9 protein-coding genes are annotated in these 20,492 nt (G+C 60.1%); 6 read left to right on the top strand and 3 right to left on the bottom strand.

Going from position 1 to position 20,492, the window contains the following annotated elements:
• The first annotated feature begins 26 nt into the window (after window positions 1-26).
• The 4 genes from FJQ55_RS16015 (at window position 27) to FJQ55_RS16000 (ending at window position 4,065) form a co-directional block, all read left to right on the top strand.
• On the top strand, window positions 27-884 hold the full coding sequence (locus FJQ55_RS16015) for an SDR family oxidoreductase (protein WP_140829692.1): 858 nt from the start codon (window positions 27-29) through the stop codon (window positions 882-884).
• A 51-nt stretch (window positions 885-935) separates the two neighbouring features.
• Window positions 936-1,742: an alkaline phosphatase family protein gene (locus FJQ55_RS16010; RefSeq protein WP_140829690.1), complete on the top strand. Its 807-nt coding sequence runs from the start codon at window positions 936-938 to the stop codon at window positions 1,740-1,742.
• 71 nt (window positions 1,743-1,813) lie between these two features.
• The gene (locus FJQ55_RS16005; protein WP_140829688.1) at window positions 1,814-2,530 is read left to right on the top strand and encodes an SDR family NAD(P)-dependent oxidoreductase; all 717 of its coding nucleotides are present in this window, start codon (window positions 1,814-1,816) and stop codon (window positions 2,528-2,530) included.
• Window positions 2,524-4,065 carry a cryptochrome/photolyase family protein gene (locus FJQ55_RS16000; protein WP_208758219.1) on the top strand — a complete coding sequence of 514 codons (1,542 nt, stop codon included), beginning with the start codon at window positions 2,524-2,526 and terminating at the stop codon, window positions 4,063-4,065. The genes FJQ55_RS16005 and FJQ55_RS16000 overlap by 7 nt, the downstream gene beginning before the upstream one ends.
• Before the next feature lie 14 nt (window positions 4,066-4,079).
• Here the strand turns inward: FJQ55_RS16000 and FJQ55_RS15995 are convergent, their stop codons facing one another.
• Entirely contained in the window at window positions 4,080-5,825 is a 1,746-nt protein-coding gene (locus FJQ55_RS15995; RefSeq protein WP_140829686.1) for a glucan ABC transporter ATP-binding protein/ permease, read from the bottom strand.
• Window positions 5,826-6,115: 290 nt separating this feature from the next.
• Here FJQ55_RS15995 and FJQ55_RS15990 point away from each other — a divergent pair, with 290 nt between their 5' ends.
• Window positions 6,116-6,853: a LuxR family transcriptional regulator gene (locus FJQ55_RS15990; protein ID WP_140829684.1), complete on the top strand. Its 738-nt coding sequence runs from the start codon at window positions 6,116-6,118 to the stop codon at window positions 6,851-6,853.
• Window positions 6,854-6,968: 115 nt separating this feature from the next.
• Complete coding sequence (gene pyc, locus FJQ55_RS15985; RefSeq protein ID WP_140829683.1) at window positions 6,969-10,430, top strand: pyruvate carboxylase; 3,462 nt, start codon at window positions 6,969-6,971, stop codon at window positions 10,428-10,430.
• A 99-nt stretch (window positions 10,431-10,529) separates the two neighbouring features.
• On the opposite strand, the gene FJQ55_RS15980 is transcribed toward pyc, so the two are convergent.
• Window positions 10,530-19,025, bottom strand: a complete 8,496-nt coding sequence (locus FJQ55_RS15980) for a glycoside hydrolase family 94 protein (protein ID WP_140829681.1) — start codon at window positions 19,023-19,025, stop codon at window positions 10,530-10,532.
• A gap of 287 nt (window positions 19,026-19,312) precedes the next feature.
• Window positions 19,313-20,485, bottom strand: coding sequence for a pyridoxal phosphate-dependent aminotransferase (locus tag FJQ55_RS15975; protein WP_140829679.1), 1,173 nt, complete (start codon window positions 20,483-20,485; stop codon window positions 19,313-19,315).
• Window positions 20,486-20,492: the final 7 nt, after the last annotated feature.

The raw sequence follows: 20,492 nt of genomic DNA, 5'->3' as shown, positions 1-20,492 counted from the left end.
CCAGACCCCAGACAAGGAGATGCATCATGGCAGACTATCCAACCCCGCCGTTCGACCAGCCGAAAGTTCCGATGCCAGGCCAGACCGCCGACATGAACCCGAGGCCCGACCATGGTGAGAAGAGCTACAAGGGTTCCGGCAAGCTCACCGGGTTGAAAGCGATCATTACAGGCGGTGACAGCGGGATTGGACGCGCTGTTGCGATCGCCTATGCGCGCGAAGGTGCGGATGTGTTGATCTCTTATATCGATGAACAGACCGACGCCGAAGAAACCAAGCGCCTGGTCGAGGAGGCGGGACGTAAGGCCGTTCTGGTTCCCGGTGATATCCAGAACGCGGATCATTGCCGAAAGATCGTCGATACGGCTGTCGATGAACTCGGCGGTCTTGACATTCTCGTCAACAATGCCGCGCATCAGGCGACCTTTGATGACATTACCGAGATTCCGGACGAGGAATGGGAACTCACCTTCCGCGTCAATATCCACGCCATGTTCTACCTGACCAAGGCAGCCGTCCCTCACATGCAGAAGGGTGGATCCATCATCAACACGGCGTCCATCAATTCGGATAGCCCGAGCCCGCATCTGCTGGCCTATGCGACCACCAAGGGCGCGATCCAGAACTTCACGGCTGGTCTTGCACAGATGCTGGCGGAAAAGGGCATCCGGGCCAATTGCGTTGCCCCGGGTCCAATCTGGACGCCGCTTATTCCCTCCACGATGCCTGAGGATTCGGTGAAGAACTTCGGCAAGCAGGTGCCGATGGGACGGCCGGGACAGCCGGCAGAATTGCAGACGGCCTATGTCATGCTCGCCGATCCGCTCTCCAGCTATGTATCAGGTGCGACGATTGCAGTGACGGGCGGCAAGCCGATCCTCTGATACAAGCTTGAGGGGATTGCTTTTCGTTTGCCGCGTGGCAAGTTGCGCGTCATGACCAAAGTTATTCTCATCGTTCTTGACGGGCTGCGTTACGACGCGGCCCGTGTCTGTCTCGGCTATTTGGAAGGCTTGGTCGAAACGGGCCGTGCGGCGGTTCTTAAACTGAGATGCGAACTGCCGGCGATGTCGCGGCCGCTTTACGAAACGCTTCTGACGGGGCGCAAACCTGTCGATCACGGCGTGGTCAGCAATGGTGTTGTCCGACGCTCCGAGGGCCACAATCTCTTTGCCCGCTGCCGGGAAGCCGGAAAAGTGACAGCTGCAGCCGCCTATCATTGGGTCTCAGAGCTTTATTTGTCATGCCCGTTCGATCGCCACCGTGACCGCATCTTGATCGATGGGACAGGCGACATCACACATGGGCTCTTCTACTGGGACGACGATTATCCCGACAGCCATCTCTTTGCAGATGCTGAGTGGCTTATCCGGGCAAAGCAGCCCGATTTCCTGTTGCTGCACCCGATGAACGTCGATGATGCTGGCCACAAGCATGGCGGAGACAGCGTTGGTTATCGGAATGCGGCGCGAACCCAGGGTGATCTGCTTGCACGCCATCTACCCGGATGGCTGGCTGCGGGCTACTGCATTATTGTCACCGCCGATCACGGCATGGGCGACGACGGCAATCACGCAGGTCCGACGGCAGCAGAGACAGAGGTCCCTTTCTATAGCCTCGGGTTCCGGCTTGGTGCCGATGCGGCCTTGAGCCAGATCGAGATCGCCGGACTTATCTGCCGGCTGCTTGAGATCGATCCCGGCACCATGCCCGTCTATGTCGGCCCGCTTTCGTTAGATTGAGACAATTTGCGCCTGATCCGGTTACCGCCTCCGAGACGTAGTCGTTGGAAAATACCAGTCAGGAGCCGACCATGCCAGACACCTCCGTAATGACATCGCTGGGTGGACACTACCGCGCGCTCGTTCTCGGATCGAGTGGAGGAATAGGTCGAGCCTTTGTCGAGCGCTTACGCTCAGATCCGGCCTGCGCCGACGTCATTGGTCTTTCCCGTAGCGACGATAGATTCGATGTTACGAAGGAAGAAAGTGTTGCTGCGGCAGCGGCCAGGTTCACAGAGGCGGAACGGCGTTTCGAGTTGGTGATCGTCGCAACCGGCGCATTGGTGATCGACGGCAATGGGCCTGAAAAGACGATCAAGGCGATCCGGGCCGATGTGATGGCGGCGCAATTCGCTCTCAATGCCATCGGACCGGCTCTTGCCATCAAGCATTTTGCGCCGCTTCTTTCGAACGAGGGCAAAAGTGTTTTCACCGTGCTGTCGGCGCGCGTCGGGTCGATCGGCGACAACAGGCTCGGCGGATGGATATCCTATCGATCGTCCAAAGCGGCGCTCAACCAGATCATGCGGACCTCCGCGATCGAAATATCGCGTCTTAGGCCAAAGTCTGTCGTGGTGAGCCTCCACCCTGGTTCAGTTGATACCGGTTTTTCGGGCGGCTTTTCCAAGGGCCATGACCGGGTTTCGCCCGGCGAAAGCGTTGAAAATATGCTATCCGTGCTGGATCGCCTCGAGCCCGCACAAACCGGGGGCTTTTTTGCGTACGATGGGCAGCCTGTCGAATGGTGAATTCGAACATCCGCCTGCATCTGGTTCTTGGCGATCAGTTAAGCCACTCTCTTTCTGCGCTTCGCGATGTCGACAGCGGGTCCGTCGTCCTCATGGCCGAAGTGATGTCGGAGGCGACCTATGTGCGGCATCACAAAAAAAAGATTGCCTTCCTCTTTTCCGCCATGCGGCACTTTTGCCAAGAGCTAAAGGCGCGTGGCGTCACGGTCCGCTATGTGACGCTGGATGATCCGGACAATTGTCAGGATCTTGTCGAGGAGGTACGGCGGGCCATCTCGGCGACGGGTGCGGGCGGTGTTGTGACGACGGAGTGTGGCGAATGGCGTCTCGCGTCCGAGATTGCCTCCTGGACTGAACAGCTTGGCGTTCCCGTAGAGATTCGCGATGATGATCGGTTTATCTGTTCGATCGCTGACTTTCAGGACTGGCGGCGCGATCGCAAGCAGTTGCGGATGGAGTATTTCTACCGCGAGATGCGCAGACGGCACCGTGTTCTGCTCGAAGAGGGCGATCTGCCGGTCGGTGGGCAGTGGAACTTCGACGCTGATAACCGCAAGCCACCTGTTGCCGGTCTCAAGGGGCCCAAACGCCTGAGCCACCGCAAGGATGACACTACCAAGGCAGTGCTTGGTCTGGTTGAAGACCGTTTCTCAGCTCATCTTGGAAACTTGCAAACGTTCCATTTCGCGGTGACGGCAGATCAGGCAGAAGCAGAGCTTCAACAGTTTATCGATGAGATCCTGCCGAATTTCGGGGATTACCAGGATGCGATGGTCAGGGGTGAGCCGTATCTCTACCATTCAATGATCTCGGCCTATCTGAATGCCGGTCTTCTTCTGCCGCTGGATGTTATCCGCCGGGCCGAAGCCGCTTGGTACGAGGGGCGTGCGCCACTGAACGCGGTCGAAGGCTTCATCCGCCAGATCCTTGGCTGGCGGGAGTATGTTCGCGGCATTTATTGGACCGAAATGCCTGATTATGCAGAGCGTAACCATCTAGAGGCCAGGCGCGCCTTACCCCAAATGTACTGGACCGGAAAGACGGATATGGTTTGTATGGCTGCGGCAATCGGCGATACGATCGAGCACGCCTACTCGCACCACATCCAGCGGCTGATGGTAACCGGCAATTTCGCGATGCTGGCAGGCCTTAATCCCGCTGAAGTGTCGGAATGGTATCTTGCCGTCTATGCCGACGCCTATGAGTGGGTGGAACTCCCCAACACGCTTGGTATGGCGCTCTATGGCGATGGCGGCATAATGGCCAGCAAGCCTTATGCCGCGAGCGGCAAATACATCGACCGGATGAGCAATTTCTGTGGTGGCTGCCATTACGACCCGAAGCTGACCACCGGGCGAAAGGCTTGTCCATTCAACGCGCTTTACTGGGACTTCCTCGACCGCAATTCGGAAAAGCTGGCGCGCAACCCGCGGCTCTCCAACATGTATGCGACCTGGCGGCGGATGGACCCTTTCAAGCAGGACGCCATCCGAAAGCATGCTACTCAGGTATTGGAAACGCTTGAGACGATCTGAGTGAGGCCACTCGCTCAGATCGCCGGGCTCGGTTCTTCCTTCAGCAGACCGCTCGTGCGCAAGAGCGAACTGAAGCGACCACCGAGGGCGCTCAGCTGGTCGTAATTGCCCATTTCGATAACCCGACCGTGATCGAGGAAGACGACGAGATCGGCTTCGCGGATTGTGGAAAGCCGGTGAGCAATGATGAAGGTCGTGCGGTTCTTGCGCAGCCGGTCGATCGCTTCCTTCACCCGAGCCTCGGTCTCCACGTCCAACGCACTGGTTGCCTCGTCGAGAACGAGGATCGGCGCATTCTTCAGAATTGCGCGCGCGATCGCGATGCGCTGACGCTCGCCGCCGGAGAGGCGGTTGCCTCGCTCGCCGACATGGGTGTCGTAACCGATCATGCGGCTTTCGATAAAGTCGGTTGCCGCTGCCGCTTCTGCTGCTTGGATAATCTCCTCCTCGGTCGCGTCCTCGCGTCCCAGGCGGATGTTGTCCTTGATCGAGCGATTAAGAAGGCCGGCGTCTTGGAAGACGGTGGCGATGGCGTGGCGCAGCGATTTTCGCGTCACCTTTGAGATGTCCTGGCCGTCCACCAAGATCTGGCCCGACTGGGGCTCGTGCACCCGCTGCAGGAGATTGATCAGCGTCGTTTTGCCAGCGCCTGTTGGGCCGACGATGGCGACCGTCTGACCGGCATTCACCGTAAACGATACATCGCGGACGCCTTGTGTGGTCGAAGCGAAATCAAAGCAGACATCCCGAAATTCCACGTCGCCCTTCACATTCTGAAGCTCCGTCGCACCGGCCCGTTCTTCGCGCTCCTGAACCGCGTCTTCCAGCAGGTAGAAGTCCTCTAGCTTCGAGCGCGCTTCGAAGATCTGGTTGACGAAGGTGATCATCTGATCGAGGCGGGCGATCAGCAGGCCGGCAAAACCGGTAAAGGCGATGATGTCGCCGACCTTCAGTTCGCCGCGCTGAACAAGAAGCGTACCGATGACCAGAATGACCAGCATCGAAAGCGTCGAGGCGATACGGTTGAGTGCGCCCGCCAGCGCCCACCAGTCGAGCACCGGATACTGGGCTGATAGCAGTTTGGTGGTGTAGTCCTTCAGCGCCCGCGTCTCCGCCTCGATGCGGTTGTAGCTATGAAGCACCGACACGTTGCTGATCGAATCGCTCACATGCGAGAACACCGTGTGGTAATGACCTTCAACGGAGGCCTGCCCTTCCTTCGTTTTCACCATGACCGTGCGACCGATGATGACATAAAGGACCGCCAGGACGACGAGAACAGACGTCAGGCGGATATCCATCGAGAAGGCGGTCGGCAAAAGCAGCGTCAGGGCGACAGCCGTCGCCAGATGGGTGCGCATGAATTCCAGCCACAGGCCGAACAGCGTCTCGCCGGCGCGCAGCAGCGTGTGAAGTGCGTTGGATGTGCCGCGCTTGTGGTGCCAACTCAACGGCATGGAGATGATCTTGGCGAAGGACTCCGTCAGCAGGTCTGCGCGACGTCCATGGGCCAGTCTGTCCGCTTGGCGCGCCACGAGAACATAGGCCACCGTGTTGAAGACGCCGAAGCAGCCCCAGAGAATCAGGATCTGTGTGGCATCTCGCTTCTCTGAGATCGCGTCGATGATGCGCCCGAACAAAATGGGTTCGATGATGGTGATGGCAGCCAGTACCACATTGGCGACAACCACCAGAGACACCCGCAGGCGATAGGTGGCGAGATATTTGAGGGCCTTCAGATAGACCTGGAGCAGTGACACGAGCGATTACCTCCGGCTGGCACGGCAGGCGCCAATGCTGGGATTTATCATGTTGCTACCGCATCGGGTAGTGAAGCCTGGACTGCCTAATGCCGACATCGCTCATGCGCAAGATCCTGTCTGAGAACGCCGAATTCGACGCGCCGACCGTTGCAAGATTCCAGCGCCCAGTCTTAAACTTCTCCTAACGGAACTTGGCAATAAGCGTTCATATTGCTTCCGGCATGAGACAAGGCATTTGGCTCGTGGCTTTTTAATGTTTTTTGAAATACAGATCTTTGGGGGGATTGGTGAATATAAACCAGTTGCTACATTTTTTGGTCGTTATCGACGAATGCCGTTCTGCTGCTGATGTGGTCTCCGAGCTTGAAAAGCTCGTTCGGTCCTATGGCTTCGAATATTACGGCCTTGTCCGGCAGCCCAAGCCGGATGAAAATCCGATGCAATTGGTGCTGGCAGGACACTGGCCCGAGGGCTGGCCGCAGCTATACATTGCCAAGAAATATGTGCTGATCGACCCGACGATTCGCTATCTCGGACAGGCACGGGCCGGCTTTCGCTGGCGCGATGCGTTGCACGCCTTTCGGGCAGACCCTCATCGCAAGCGGATGGAACGCATGCTGGGGGACAGCATGCGGTATGGGCTGACGGATGGATACATCTTCCCGGTTCACGGTCGTGCGGGGCTCATGGGCAACATGACCGTGGGCGGCAAGCCGATCGATCTTTCGCCCATTGAGGTCAGCCTGTTCGACGCCGTCGCCAAGAAGGCGTTCTGGCGGCTCGCCGAATACAAGCACGGCGATCTGCTTGCCCCGTCAAAACCCATCGACACACGGATGACCCGTCGTGAAATGGAGGTGCTGAATTATCTGGCAGATGGTCTGACGTCGAACGAGATCAGCCGGATCCTGAAGATCTCCAATCATACCGTCGACTGGTACATGAACGGCATTCAAGACAAGTTGAATGCGAAAAACCGTCAGCATGTGGTGGCGCTTTCCTTCAGACTTGGACTGGTGACCTGACCGCAAGGGATTTTTCTTGGCTTCGATCAAGGCAAATTGAACTTCCTAAAACAACGCGCTATGACTTTTCTTCGCAGGTGCACAATGCCCTGGCATATCGTTTGGGGAGATCGAATTGCCAATATCCAAGATCCTTGTCGCCAACCGTTCCGAAATTGCCATTCGTGTCTTTCGTGCGGCCAATGAACTGGGCCTGAAAACGGTCGCCATCTGGGCCGAGGAAGACAAACTCGCGCTGCATCGGTTCAAGGCGGATGAAAGCTATCAGGTGGGACGTGGGCCGCACCTGGCACGGGATCTCGGACCGATCGAAAGCTATTTGTCGATCGAGGAAATCATTCGCGTCGCCAAGCTTTCTGGCGCCGACGCTATTCACCCGGGCTATGGACTTCTCTCTGAAAGTCCAGAGTTTGTAGAGGCCTGCAACGATGCAGGTATCATTTTTATCGGTCCTCGTGCCGAAACCATGCGTCAGCTGGGCAACAAGGTCGCTGCACGTAACCTGGCAATCAGTGTTGGTGTGCCGGTCGTTCCTGCGACGGATCCGCTGCCGGACGACGAGGCGGAGATTCACAGGCTTGCCGAGGAAATCGGCTACCCGGTCATGCTGAAGGCTTCCTGGGGCGGTGGCGGTCGCGGCATGCGCGCCATCCGCGATCCAAAGGACCTTCTGCGCGAGGTGACGGAAGCCAAGCGCGAGGCAAAGGCCGCCTTCGGCAAGGACGAAGTCTATCTGGAAAAGCTCGTCGAGCGCGCGCGCCACGTCGAAAGCCAGATCCTGGGCGATACTTATGGCAATGCCGTGCACCTTTTCGAGCGCGACTGCTCCATCCAGCGCCGAAACCAGAAGGTGGTCGAGCGTGCACCGGCGCCGTATCTGTCGGAGGCGCAGCGCCAGGAACTGGCGGACTATTCGCTCAGGATTGCCAAGGCGACCAATTATGTCGGCGCCGGCACCGTCGAATACCTTATGGACGCCGACACCGGCAAATTCTACTTCATCGAGGTCAATCCGCGCATTCAGGTCGAACACACGGTCACCGAAGTCGTCACCGGCATCGATATCGTGAAGGCGCAGATCCACATCCTTGACGGCTTTGCCATTGGAACACCGGAATCGGGTGTGCCGCAGCAATCGGACATTCGCCTTAACGGCCACGCCCTGCAGTGCCGCATTACGACGGAAGATCCCGAGCAGAACTTCATCCCGGATTACGGTCGCATCACCGCCTATCGTTCGGCGGCCGGCTTCGGTATCCGCCTCGATGGTGGTACAGCCTATTCCGGCGCGATCATCACACGCTACTATGACCCGCTTCTGGTCAAGGTGACGGCTTCCGGCAGCACCCCGCAGGAGGCGATCAGCCGTATGGATCGTGCACTGCGCGAATTCCGTATCCGCGGCGTTGCGACCAATCTCACCTTCCTCGAGGCGATCATCGGACATCCGAGCTTCCGGGACAATTCCTATACGACTCGCTTCATCGATACGACGCCGGAACTCTTCCAGCAGGTGAAGCGCCAAGACCGTGCGACGAAGCTTCTGACTTATCTCGCCGATGTCACCGTCAACGGCCATCCGGAAGTAAAGGGCCGGCCGAAGCCGCCTGAGGATGCGGCAAAGCCAGTCGTGCCTTTCATCGATGCGCAGATTCCCTCTGGCACCAAGCAGTTGCTCGACGAACTCGGTCCGAAGAAATTCGGCGAATGGATGCGCAGTCAGACGCGCGTCTTGATGACCGACACGACGATGCGCGATGGTCATCAGTCGCTGCTGGCGACCCGCATGCGCACCCACGACATCGCGCAGATCGCGGGTACATATGCCCGGGCTCTGCCTGAGCTTTTGTCGCTGGAATGCTGGGGTGGTGCGACCTTCGACGTTTCCATGCGCTTTCTGACGGAAGATCCATGGGAACGCCTGGCGCTGGTGCGCGAGAGCGCGCCGAACCTGCTTCTGCAGATGCTGCTGCGCGGTGCGAACGGCGTCGGCTACAAGAACTATCCCGACAACGTCGTGAAGTACTTTGTTCGCCAGGCGGCAAAGGGCGGGATCGACCTCTTCCGCGTTTTCGACTGCCTGAACTGGGTCGACAACATGCGCGTGTCGATGGATGCGGTGGCCGAAGAGAACAAGCTTTGTGAGGCGGCGATCTGCTACACCGGCGACCTCTTGAATTCGGCGCGTCCGAAATACGATCTGAAGTACTATACGGCGCTGGCTGCTGACCTCGAAAAGGCCGGTGCCCATATCATTGCCGTCAAAGATATGGCCGGGCTGCTGAAGCCGGCTGCCGCCAAGGTGCTGTTCAAGGCATTGCGCGAGGCGACCAGCCTACCGATCCACTTCCATACGCACGACACGTCGGGCATTGCCGCCGCGACTGTGCTTGCGGCGGTCGATGCAGGCGTTGATGCCGTGGATGCGGCGATGGACGCCTTCTCCGGGAACACATCGCAGCCCTGCCTCGGCTCGATTGTGGAAGCGCTGCGCGGTTCGGAGCGGGATCCGGGTCTCGACCCGCACTGGATCCGCCGCCTGTCGTTCTACTGGGAAGCCGTGCGTACCCAGTATGCGGCTTTCGAGAGCGATCTGAAGGGGCCGGCATCCGAAGTCTACTTGCATGAAATGCCGGGTGGCCAGTTCACCAATCTCAAGGAACAGGCGCGCTCGCTGGGCCTTGAAACCCGCTGGCACGAAGTGGCGCAGGCCTATGCCGATGCCAACCAGATGTTCGGCGATATCGTCAAGGTAACGCCTTCGTCGAAGGTCGTTGGCGACATGGCCCTGATGATGGTCAGCCAGGATCTGTCCGTTGCCGACGTCGAGAACCCGGCCAAGGATATCGCCTTCCCGGATTCCGTCGTGTCTATGCTGAAAGGCGACCTCGGTCAGCCGCCGGGTGGCTGGCCGGAGGCATTGCAGAAGAAAGCTCTGAAGGGTGAGGCGGCCTATACTGCGGTGCCGGGTTCGCTGCTGCCGGACGCCGATCTCGGTGCCGAGCGCAAGGCGATCGAGGAGAAACTCGGTCGCGAGGTCTCCGACTTCGAGTTCGCCTCTTACCTGATGTATCCGAAGGTCTTCACGGATTATGCAGTGGCCGCCGACACCTATGGTCCGGTCTCAGTCATTCCGACGCCGCAGTATTTCTACGGCCTGCCGGCCGGCGAGGAGCTGTTCCTTGACCTGGAGAAGGGCAAGACCCTCGTCATTGTCAACCAGGCGATCGGACATACGGATGATAAGGGCATGGTCACCGTGTTCTTCGAACTGAATGGCCAGCCGCGCCGCATCAAGGTGCCGGATCGCGTCCATGGAGCCTCCGGCAGTGCAGTTCGTCGCAAGGCGGATCTCGGCAATGCTGCCCATCTGGGTGCGCCGATGCCAGGCGTCATCTCGGCCGTTTCCGTTGCGGTGGGCCAGGCCGTGAAGTCCGGTGATATCCTGGTATCGATCGAAGCGATGAAGATGGAAACGGCGCTGCATGCCGATCGTGACGGCACTATTTCGGAAGTTCTGGTCAAGATTGGCGACCAGATCGACGCGAAGGATCTACTGATCGTCTATTCGGCCTGAGCTGGCCCACAGGGGCCATCCAGGTAGCAAGTCGATACGAAAAAGGCCTCGCCGGTTGATCCCGGCGAGGCCTTTTCGTTTTCGTCCTATCCCTTGGCTTTACGTTGTCTTGGGACGGCGCGTCGCTTTCTTGGGCTTTGCAGGGGCTGTGGCTGCAGGTTCGGTTGGCTGTGGCTCACCATCAATGGTGATGTCATAGCCACTCGCCGTCCGCTTGACGTCGATCTCCACCTGACGGCCGTCGAAGGCGACCTTGGTCCGGTATCCCTGCCAGTGTTCGGGCAATGCTGGCTCGATATGGATGGCGCCAGCCTTGCGGGTGATGCCGAGGATGCCCTCCACCGCAAAGCGATAAAGCCAACCGGCCGATCCCGTATACCAGGTCCAACCACCCCGCCCGGCATAACCTTCACCGCCATAGATATCGGCGGCCACGACATACGGCTCGACGCGGTAGCGCTCCGCCGCATCGGCATCCAAGGCGTGGTTGATCGGGTTGAGGATCGTGAATACACGCCAGGCATCTGCCATGCGGCCTGCTTTCAGCAAGGACAAGCCGAGCCAGATGGCTGCATGTGTATACTGGCCACCGTTCTCGCGAACTGCGGGTGGATAGGCGCCGATGTAACCGGGATCGAGCGTCGATTTCTCGAAAGGTGGGGTGAAGAGGCGGACGATGCCTTGCTCGTCGTCCACCAACCGTGTGACGGCTTCGTCCAGAGCCTTGACGGTGTGTTCCTGGTTGCCGAGACCCGACAGCACGCTCCAGGACTGGGCCAGAGAATCGATCTGGCACTGGAGCGATTCGTTCGACCCGAGCGGTGCACCATTGTCGAAATAGCCGCGACGGTAATGGCTGCCGTCCCAGCCCGCGGTTTCGAGTGCTGCCTTCAGTGTTTCGACATGAGCGGCCCAACGCTGGCGACGCTCCTTGTCTTTGCGCTTGTCCGCGTGAGGCAGGAAGTTGGTCAGCGTGCTGGCGAGGAACCAGCCGAGCCACACGCTTTCACCCTTCCCTTCGATCCCTACCCGGTTCATGCCATCGTTCCAGTCACCACCGAGGATGAGCGGAAGATTATGCTGGCCGGTGCGGGCGATGGCCAGGTCCAGCGCCTTGGCTGCATGTTCGTAGAGGCTGGCCCTCGTTTGCGAAGAGCTCGGCTGGAAGAAGGAGTCGTGTTGTCCAGCTTCGAGCGCTGCACCCTCGATGTAGGCAAGTTCCTCATCGAGAATGGTCTCGTCGCCGGTTGCTGCGACATACTGGTCGATCGCATAGGCGAGCCACACAACATCGTCCGAGATCATCGTGCGCACGCCGGCTCCGGTTCGCGGCAGCCACCAATGCTGGACATCGCCTTCCGGGAACTGTCGAGAGGCGGCGTTCAGGATCTGCCGGCGGGCGAGCTTCGGGTCCGTCAGCAGGAAGGCGAGCGTATCCTGCAGCTGGTCGCGGAAGCCATAGGCGCCACTCGCCTGGTAGAAGCCGGCCCGGGCGAATATGCGGCAAGCCAGTGCCTGGTAGGGCAGCCAACCGTTGACCAGATAGTCGAAGGCCTTGTCGCCCGTCTGCACCGAGACCTGGTTCGCGACGCTCTTCCAGAAGCTGCTGGTTTCATCCAGCACGGTCTTGAACCCGGTGGTCCGGATCGACTTGACCAGCTCGACCGCCCCTTCCATGGTCTCGGTCTCGCCAAGGTAGAAGGTCAGTTCTCGTGACTGGCCAGGTGCCAGTTCGATGTCGAATGCGAGCGCGGCGCATGGGTCGCTCTCGCTGTCGATCGAGTCCGACAGTTTCGACAGGCGGGCGACCGCCTGCGGCAGTTTGATCGAGCCGTTTCGGCCAATGAACTCCCGGCGGCTCGTCGAATAGCCCACGGGCTGATCGGGACCGGCGAGGAAGGCATAACGACCGGGATAGTTGATCTCATAGGGGTTGGAGGCCAACAGTGCTCCGGTCTCTGCGTCATAGGACGAGAGAACAAAGGGTGCGGTCCGGGCGGCATTGTTGCCGAGGACCCATTCCGCATAACCGTAGACCCGGAGGCTTCTTGCGGCATCGCTGGCGTTCTTTATCCGGATCTTCGCAAGCTTGACCGGCCTGTTGCGGTCAACGGTCTGGGTCATCTCGATCTCGAGATCGTCGTGACTGCTGGCGAACGTCGAATAGCCGAGACCGTGACGGGTTTCGAACTGTACCGAAGGATCGGAGTTCAGGGCACTTACGGTCGCATAGGAGCGGCCGCTTGCGAGATCGGTGACGTAGAAGGCTTCGCCGGGACGGTTTACGACCGGGTCGTTCGTCCAGGGCGTCAGCTGGTAATCGCGGGAGTTCTGGCTCCAGGTGAAGCCTGCGCCCTCCGCCGAAACGTGGAAACCGAACTGCTCGTTGGTGATGACGTTGATCCAGGGCTGCGGTGTTGCAGCCGTGCCGGACAGGCGGACCAAATATTCGCTGCCGTCCTTGGAGAAACCCCCGATGCCGTTCCAGAAGTCCAGATCGCGGCCATCGATGGCAGCTGTTTCAGCTTGCGGTGCAGGAAGGGCAGGCGGCAGGCCCGCCCAGTCACCATCGCTGTCAACGGCGCGTGGTGCCGCGAAGAGCGAAACGGCTCGGTTGATCTGGTCGACGATCTTGCCGTTGCGGGTGTGCAGCACGACCCGTGCTGCGGCGAGCAGCGAGAGGGTCGCGCCTTCGTCCATGAGGTCGTCCCGAACGGTGAAGACATGCGGGCGACCCGGTGGCAAGCGATGCTTCAGGTTCTCGGCCAGATGGTCGAGCGCATGCTGCATGTCCTGAGCATAGGAGGTCGCGCGCTCGTTGATGATCGCGAGGTCGGCGATGACCCCGCGGCGGCGCAGATATTCCAAAGCGCTCATCGCTTCGCGGGCGATGTCCATGTCCATGTCGTCGTTGATGCGGAGCGCAAAGATCGGATGGTCCCCCGAAATCGCCATGGGCCAGAGTGCCGACTGCGATTTCAGACCTTTGCGAACCGTTTCCGGATCTGCCCGCAGATGGGTGTCCGGATAGACGAGGTAGCGGCCGAGATGCTGGAAGGCGGCAGCCTGCTGTGACGTGATGCCGATGTGGCGCAGTTCGACCTGGGTGCGCGTCCAGGCATGAATGAGTTCGTGGCTGAAGGCGTCCGGATGGCGGTAACGCTCGATCGCCTTGTCGATTTCCTCGCGGTTCGGGGCTGCCATCGTCCAGAAGATCACGGAGACCTTCTTGCCTGCCGGTACGCGAACGACTCGGCGAAGGCTGAGGATCGGATCGAGGGTGAAGCCCTCGGTACCGGACAAGGTGGCGCCGGGATCGAAAGCTGCGGCCTCACCGAGCGTGCGGCCCCGACCAAGGAAGCGGCGGCGATCGGTCTCGAATTCCGTCGGACGGCCCTGACCTGCGCTATCGACCACGAGGTGCGCGACGCACATATCGGGATCGCCCGGGCTGCGCTTGTTTCGTTCGGCGCGGATCACATCCCTGCGGCGGCCGAACTCAGTCTTGACGAACATGCGCGAGAACAGCGGGTGGGCGCTGTCGGTGTCATCATAGGCCAGTACCGGCTCGAGATACGAGGTCACTTCGATGAAGCGGTCCTCGGTGCCGGTGTTTAGGATGGTCAGGCGACGCCCTTCAGCATCGTGCTCGGTTCCGACGATGCATTCGAGCGTGGTTGCGATGTCGCCGACGGTCTTGAAGAACTCGGCCTTGTCATCGCCGAAGATGACCTTGCTCTTTTCGTCCTCGGCACGGCGCGGGGCGGCCGTTGCTGACCACCATTGATTGCTTGCCATGTCGCGGAGGAAGAGGAAGGTGCCCCAGCGATCTTCGGTCGGATCGGGCTTCCAACGGGAAACCGACTGGCCGTTCCAGCGGGAGAAGCCGGAGCCGGTCGCGGTCAGCATGACGGAGTAGTGGCCGTTTGACAGGAACACCAGTTCCCGATCCTTGGTCGCCGGATCGTTGATCGTGCGGATCTCTGCGCGCAGCAGGTCTGCCTGACCCTTGGCCGGCGTCTGAGGCTCATACTTCGCGCTCATCACGGGAATTTCACGCGGGGCCTTTTCCTGCAGCAGAAGCTCCGCCGCTTCGATCACCGGATCGGCATGGAAGAGGGCACGCAGGCGACCGTTGAAGGCCACGTTGGCGATGGCCGCGATCGACATGCCGTGATGGTGGGCATAGTAGTTGTAGACGACCGCGCATTTCTTGCCGTCGGGCAGACGGGTCGGGGTGAAGTCGACAGCATCGTGGAAACCATAGGCGCCGAGCGCGCCTAGTTTGCGCAGCCGCTGCAGGTTTTCGAGCGAGGCTTCCGGATAATACTGGCTGGCCAGGATCGAGGCATAGGGCGCGATGACGGCGTTTTGGCCGAGGCCGCGTTTGAGACCCAGCGTCGGCACACCGAAGTTGGTGTACTGGTAGTTCATGTCATGGTCGCGGGCATTGAACGCCGCTTCCGAGATGCCCCAGGGAATGTTCAGGCGACGTCCGTGGTTCATCTGCTCGACCACAACCAGATTGTTGGTCTGGTTCAGTACGCCCCCTTGGCGCTCCTGCATGACGAGCGGCGGCATCAGGTATTCGAACATCGAACCCGACCACGAGATCAAGGCGGCCCGGGCACCGATCGGCACGACCTGGCGGCCGAGGCGATACCAGTGCTCGGTCGGCAGATCGCCCTTGGCAATGGCAAAAAGGCTGGTCAGGCGGCATTCCGACGCCAGAAGGTCGTAGCAGGCCTCGTCCAGCTCCCGGCCGTCGACGCGGTAGCCGATCGAGAGCAGTCGGCGTTCCGGACGGAAGAGGAAGGTGAAGTCCATCGAGAAGGCAATGCCGCGCGCCTTCTCGGAGAGCTGGCTCAGACGTTGGCGGAGCGGATCGATGTTCGACAGGTCGAAAGTGGTGTCGGCGATATGGGCTTCGCACACGGAGACCAGCGATTCCGTCCAGCGCACGACTTCGGCACTGGAATCGGCCCGAAGCTCGTGATGCAGGTTCGCGGCCAGCTTCTGAACGTCGCGTGCGAGAACCGCGAGATTGATGATGCGGATCGACGCGAATTCGTGCTCGCGCTTGACGGCGGCCAGCGCCGTGTTGAAGCCGATGATGCGTTCTTCCAGGCGGCGACGCAGCGGACGCACGGTCTTGCGATCATCCGGCAGCTTTTCCAGCACTTCCAGGAGGATGCCGCCGACATCGCCGATGCCGTCGATATTGCCCTGAAGATGGGCGGACGGGGCCTCGGCCCATTCGCGGCACGCTGAGGCGATGGCGATCAGGTGACCGGCAAGGTTGCCGCTGTCGACCGCCGAAATGTAGCGGGGGCCAAGTGGCTTGAGCGTATCCGTGTAGTACCAGTTGTAGAGGTGCCCGCGATATTTCTCCATCCGGTCGATGGTGGAGATCGTCTGCTCCATGCGCTCGATGGTCTGCTCGAAGCTCAGCCAGCCGAAGTGACGGGCGGAAACGACGGAAAGCAGATAAACGCCGATATTGGTCGGCGAAGTGCGATGAGCGACCAGAGGTTCTGGCGTCTCTTGGAAATTGTCCGGCGGCAGGTAGTTATCGCCGGCCGTCGTGAAGGTCTCGAAATAGCGCCAGGTGCGCCGGGCAATCTTGCGCAGTTCGGAAGACACGTGGTCGGGAACTTCGAGGCTGTCTTCGGTTTCCGCCGACTGGCTGACATACCAGGCGACCAGAGGAGACAGGACCCAGAGAAGCGCGAAGGGCAGACCGATCAGATAGCCGTATCCCCCCGGCAGGGCGGCAACCCCAACGGAGAGAATGGCCAGAATCGGAGCGTGGCGCATGTTCTGATAATAGGACGTGATCGAGCCCTGAGCTGCGGACTGCACGCTGGCTGCAGTGCGCCATTCGAGCAGCAGCTTGCGGCTGACCAGCATACGATACAGGGAGCGCGCGATCGCATCGGCCATCATGCAGGCATTGTCTGCGATGAAGACGATGCGCAGCGCCACTTGGGCGTTGATGGACCGGACTTCCGACCACAGTGTCTGGAAATGGGCCGCCGGCACGATGTCGGTCTGTCGCGGCACGATGCCGGAGAGAAGCGACAATGTCGGAGCGACAAAGAGGCTGAAGATCAGCAGCAGTTGCCAAATGGTGGCGCCGACGGGTTCCATGGTTGCCCAACCGAGGACGGAGGCCATGAACCAGGCGATCGGGGTCAACGAACGACGCAGGTTGTCGATCATCTTCCAGCGGCCGAGCGCGGTGATACCGCGGTTCGGGTCACCGATATAGGGAAGGAGTTGCCAGTCGCCGCGTGCCCAGCGATGCTGACGCGAGCTTTCGACCTCGTAGCGCGTCGGAAAGTCTTCAACCAACTCGACGTCGGTCACCAGCGCGCAGCGGGCGAAGGAGCCTTCGAGAAGGTCGTGACTGAGAACCGAGTTCTCGTCGATCCGGCCCTTGATCGCGGTCTCGAAGGCGTCGATGTCGTAGAGGCCCTTGCCGGTGAACGTGCCTTCGTCGGTGATGTCCTGGTAGACGTCGGAGACGGTGAAGACATACGGATCCAGGCCGCGGTTCATCGAGAAGATGCGCTGGAAGACGGAAGCGTCCTTGCCGGTGGTTAGTGACGGTGTGACGCGCGGCTGGAGAACGCCATAGCCGCTTCCAACTCGTCCGCTTTTCGGATCGATGACCGGGCGGTTGATCGGATGATGCATCTTGCCGACCAGCTTTGTCACGGCGTCGCGCATGAGGCGCGTGTCGGCATCCAGCGTCATGACGTAACGGACGTTTTCCGGCACCATGTTGGCACCGGTCAGATAAGACGTATCGCGATCGCCGCGCAGCAGGAGGTTCAACTCGTGCAGCTTGCCGCGCTTGCGCTCCCAGCCCATCCAACAGCCTTCCGCCGGATTGTAGAGCCGGCGGCGATGCAGGAGGTAGAAACGGGTCTTGCCGTCCTGGTCATAGCGGCTGTTCAGCTGGGCTACTTCGCGTTTTGCGTAGTCGAGAACTTCCAGATCAGCAGGCGTCTCTTCGACCTGGCTATCCTTCCAGTCGCTAAGCAGGGCGAAATAGATCTCGCCATGCGGATTTGTCAGGTGGTGCACCTCGACATTGCGGATCAGTTCGTCGACGTCATCGCGCTTGGATATCATGCAGGGGACAACTACCAAGGTGCGTGCGTCCTCGGGAATGCCTTGCTTGAACTCGTAGCCCGTCAGCCGCGTCGGCTTCATGAAGAACGTAATCAGAGTATTGAAAAGCCCGGTCGCGCCCTCCGAGACCGGAAGCGAGACCATCACCAGAAGCACAAAGACCAGCGGCGTCGATACACCCGCCTGACCCAGGTAATGCCCGATGATTGCCAGTGCCACGATGGTCAACCCGATGACGGGTGCGGCGATGGAGAGCCAGTTCAGCTTCTTGATGGCTCTGGTCAGGACGCGGGATAGCGGTTCGCTGTAGCCAATGGCCGCCTCAAGTTCGGTCCGGCGGGAACCGACCAGATAACTTCCGACGTCGAGCGTGCCATCAGGCTCTGCAGTTGCGGTGGCCAGATCGATCGCCGTCTGGGCAATCTCGATTTCGCTGAGGTCCGAGCGGCGTGCCAGCTTTTCGATCGTGTTGCGATAGGCGTTGCGCGACCCGAAATCGAGTTCCCGGTAGTCGGTATGCTGGCCCAGGATGTGGTCGACCTGGCTGACCTCCTCCACCCAGACTGACCATTCTTTGTCATCGATCTCGCGCAGACCGCGCACGATATTGCCCATCGTGACATTGCCCGAGGACAGTCGGTTGTGCTCCGCGTCCATTGCTTCCTGGGCGGTCCGGCCAGCCGCTTCCAGCCGGCCCTCCAGCCACTCGACGGCAAAGCTCGTGTTCTGCGAGCCGTTGCGGAGACGGTAGAGGAATTGGGTGGCGAAGGTGTTATCGTCGGCCAGTGGCTCGATCTGGCGCAGATAAGCGGCTGCGGCCATGGGGTCATTCAGGCGAATGATCTCGTCGGCTACCTCATTGGCCTTGCCGCGCATGCGGCGCGAACGGTCGACGCGGGTCGCGATCCGCCGCAGGTTTTCGACCAGCACGAAACGCACGATCGAGGGCAAGGCCCAGAGCTCGCCAATCTCCAGCGTCTGATGTCGCTGATAGCCATTGACCAGCGCCGTCATGCTTTCCTGGCTGACGGTCGAGTGCGTGTGTGCGACATAGAGCCAAGCCATGGCCATGGTGCGCGGAATTTCGCGGGCGCCGACCTTCATGGTCGGCAGTTGCCGGTAGAATTTCTTCGGGAAGTCGCGGCGTACTTCCTGGATGGCTTCTTCAATGACGTAGTGGTTGTCGAGCAGCCACTCGGCTGCCGGTGTAATGGTCGCGCCTGCCTCGACGTCGGCCGCCGTTGCCCGATAAACGCGCAGGATCTCCCGTTCGTTTTCCTTGTGGCGGGCGAAGAAGTCGAAATCGATCAGCCCCGGCAGTTCGTCAGCACCGTTCAGCGCGAGCGATGCCGCGCTCTCCTGCAATTCCTCGATAGTGAAATAGGCAGATCTGATCGAATCATTATGGTCGATCTGCTTGGTTTCGAGGTCGCGCGATGGGACATGCAGCGTCATGAAGGATTGAATCTCGGTTCAAAGATGGTTGATGGATCGCCCGGGCAGACCGCAGTCGTCGGAACAGTTCACGAAGCCCGGCTTTTTGGATGACAATCGAGGCAGAAAAACGCCACAATGCGCCTGAAACCTTTGGCGGTTCAACTCTATCGACTTGCTTTGGGTTCCCGGACGTTGGATTGGGCTTTTTATGCCTTATTTCAATCGGGTGGCCAAGCCCCCCACGGCCGGCCCCCTCTCAACGCACCACGGATGCCTCCCCCATCCAAGCCTGCTGTGAAAAAGGTTCAGAGAGCCAGTCTCTTCGCCAAGCATACCATTCTTCGCGCCGCCTCCTCCAGGCGTATTTCCGGTACGGTCAACGATATGCGAACGAGATCGTGGGCGCCCTCGCCAAAGGATGAACCCGGCATCACGGACACGTTTTCTTCCTCCAAGAGACGCGTTGCGAAGTCATCGCCGCTCAAGCCGGTCCCAGAGACGTCGAGCACGATAAACATGCCGCCTTCCGGGCGGTGAGGGCGAAGGGCCGGATGGGCCGAAAGGCGATCTACCATGAGATCAGCGCGGGACTGATAATTGCCGCGCATGATCCGCGATGTTTCAATCGGCTGTGTCAACGCCATCGCCGTCATGTCGGCGATGAAGGGCTGGACGCCGAAAAGCATGGTTTCAGACACCGGCAGGAGATGGTCAAAGAAGTCTGCGGGGCCCGCAGCCCAGCCGCTCCGGAAGCCGGGTGCGGCATGGGACTTCGAAATCGAGGACACGACGATTGTCCGATCGGCGAGATCGGAGTTGTCGAAGGGCGAGGCGAAACGGTCCCCAAAGGTCAATTCCTCATAAACTTCGTCGCAGACGATCCAGAGATCGTGGCGTCGACAGACTTCGCCGATGTCCGCAATCTCCGCTGCTGAAAGCACGGCGCCTGTTGGATTGTGCGGCGTGTTCAGGAGAACTACGCGGCTGTTCGGTGTGATGGCCGCCTCAAGATCGGCAGCCTGCATGTGGAAACCGTTCTCGGCTCGCAGCGGGACGGGCATGAGACGCGCTCCGGTCGCGGCTGCGACGCCTTCATAGGTCGCATAGGCGGGGTCGCCTGCCAGCACCTCGTCGCCGGCGTCGAGCAGCCCCATCATGACCACGAAAAGCGCGCTTTGCGTGCCGGGAAAGCACAGGATGTTGCGCGCCGTGATGCCCTGCCTGCGCTTTGCGTATTTCTCGACGAGTGCTTCCACCACCGAGGGCTCGCCACGGCCGTTGGAATAGCGGGTGCGGCCGGCATGCATGGCGCGCGCGCATTCCGCCAGAAGCGCCGGGTCCGGCGGAAGATCAGGCTCGCCTATGGTCAGCTCGATGACCGGGATCCCCTCTGCCGCCTTGCGCCGACCTTCGATATGCAAAGCCCACTTGCCGGAGCCAAGCCCGGCCAGACGTTTGGTTATGGCTGCGTATTTCATGGAAATT

Source organism: Rhizobium glycinendophyticum (genome assembly GCF_006443685.1).
Taxonomy (GTDB): Bacteria; Pseudomonadota; Alphaproteobacteria; order Rhizobiales; family Rhizobiaceae; genus Allorhizobium; species Allorhizobium glycinendophyticum.
Note: the sequence above shows the minus strand (reverse complement) of the source record. Positions and strands in the feature narration are given on the sequence as shown.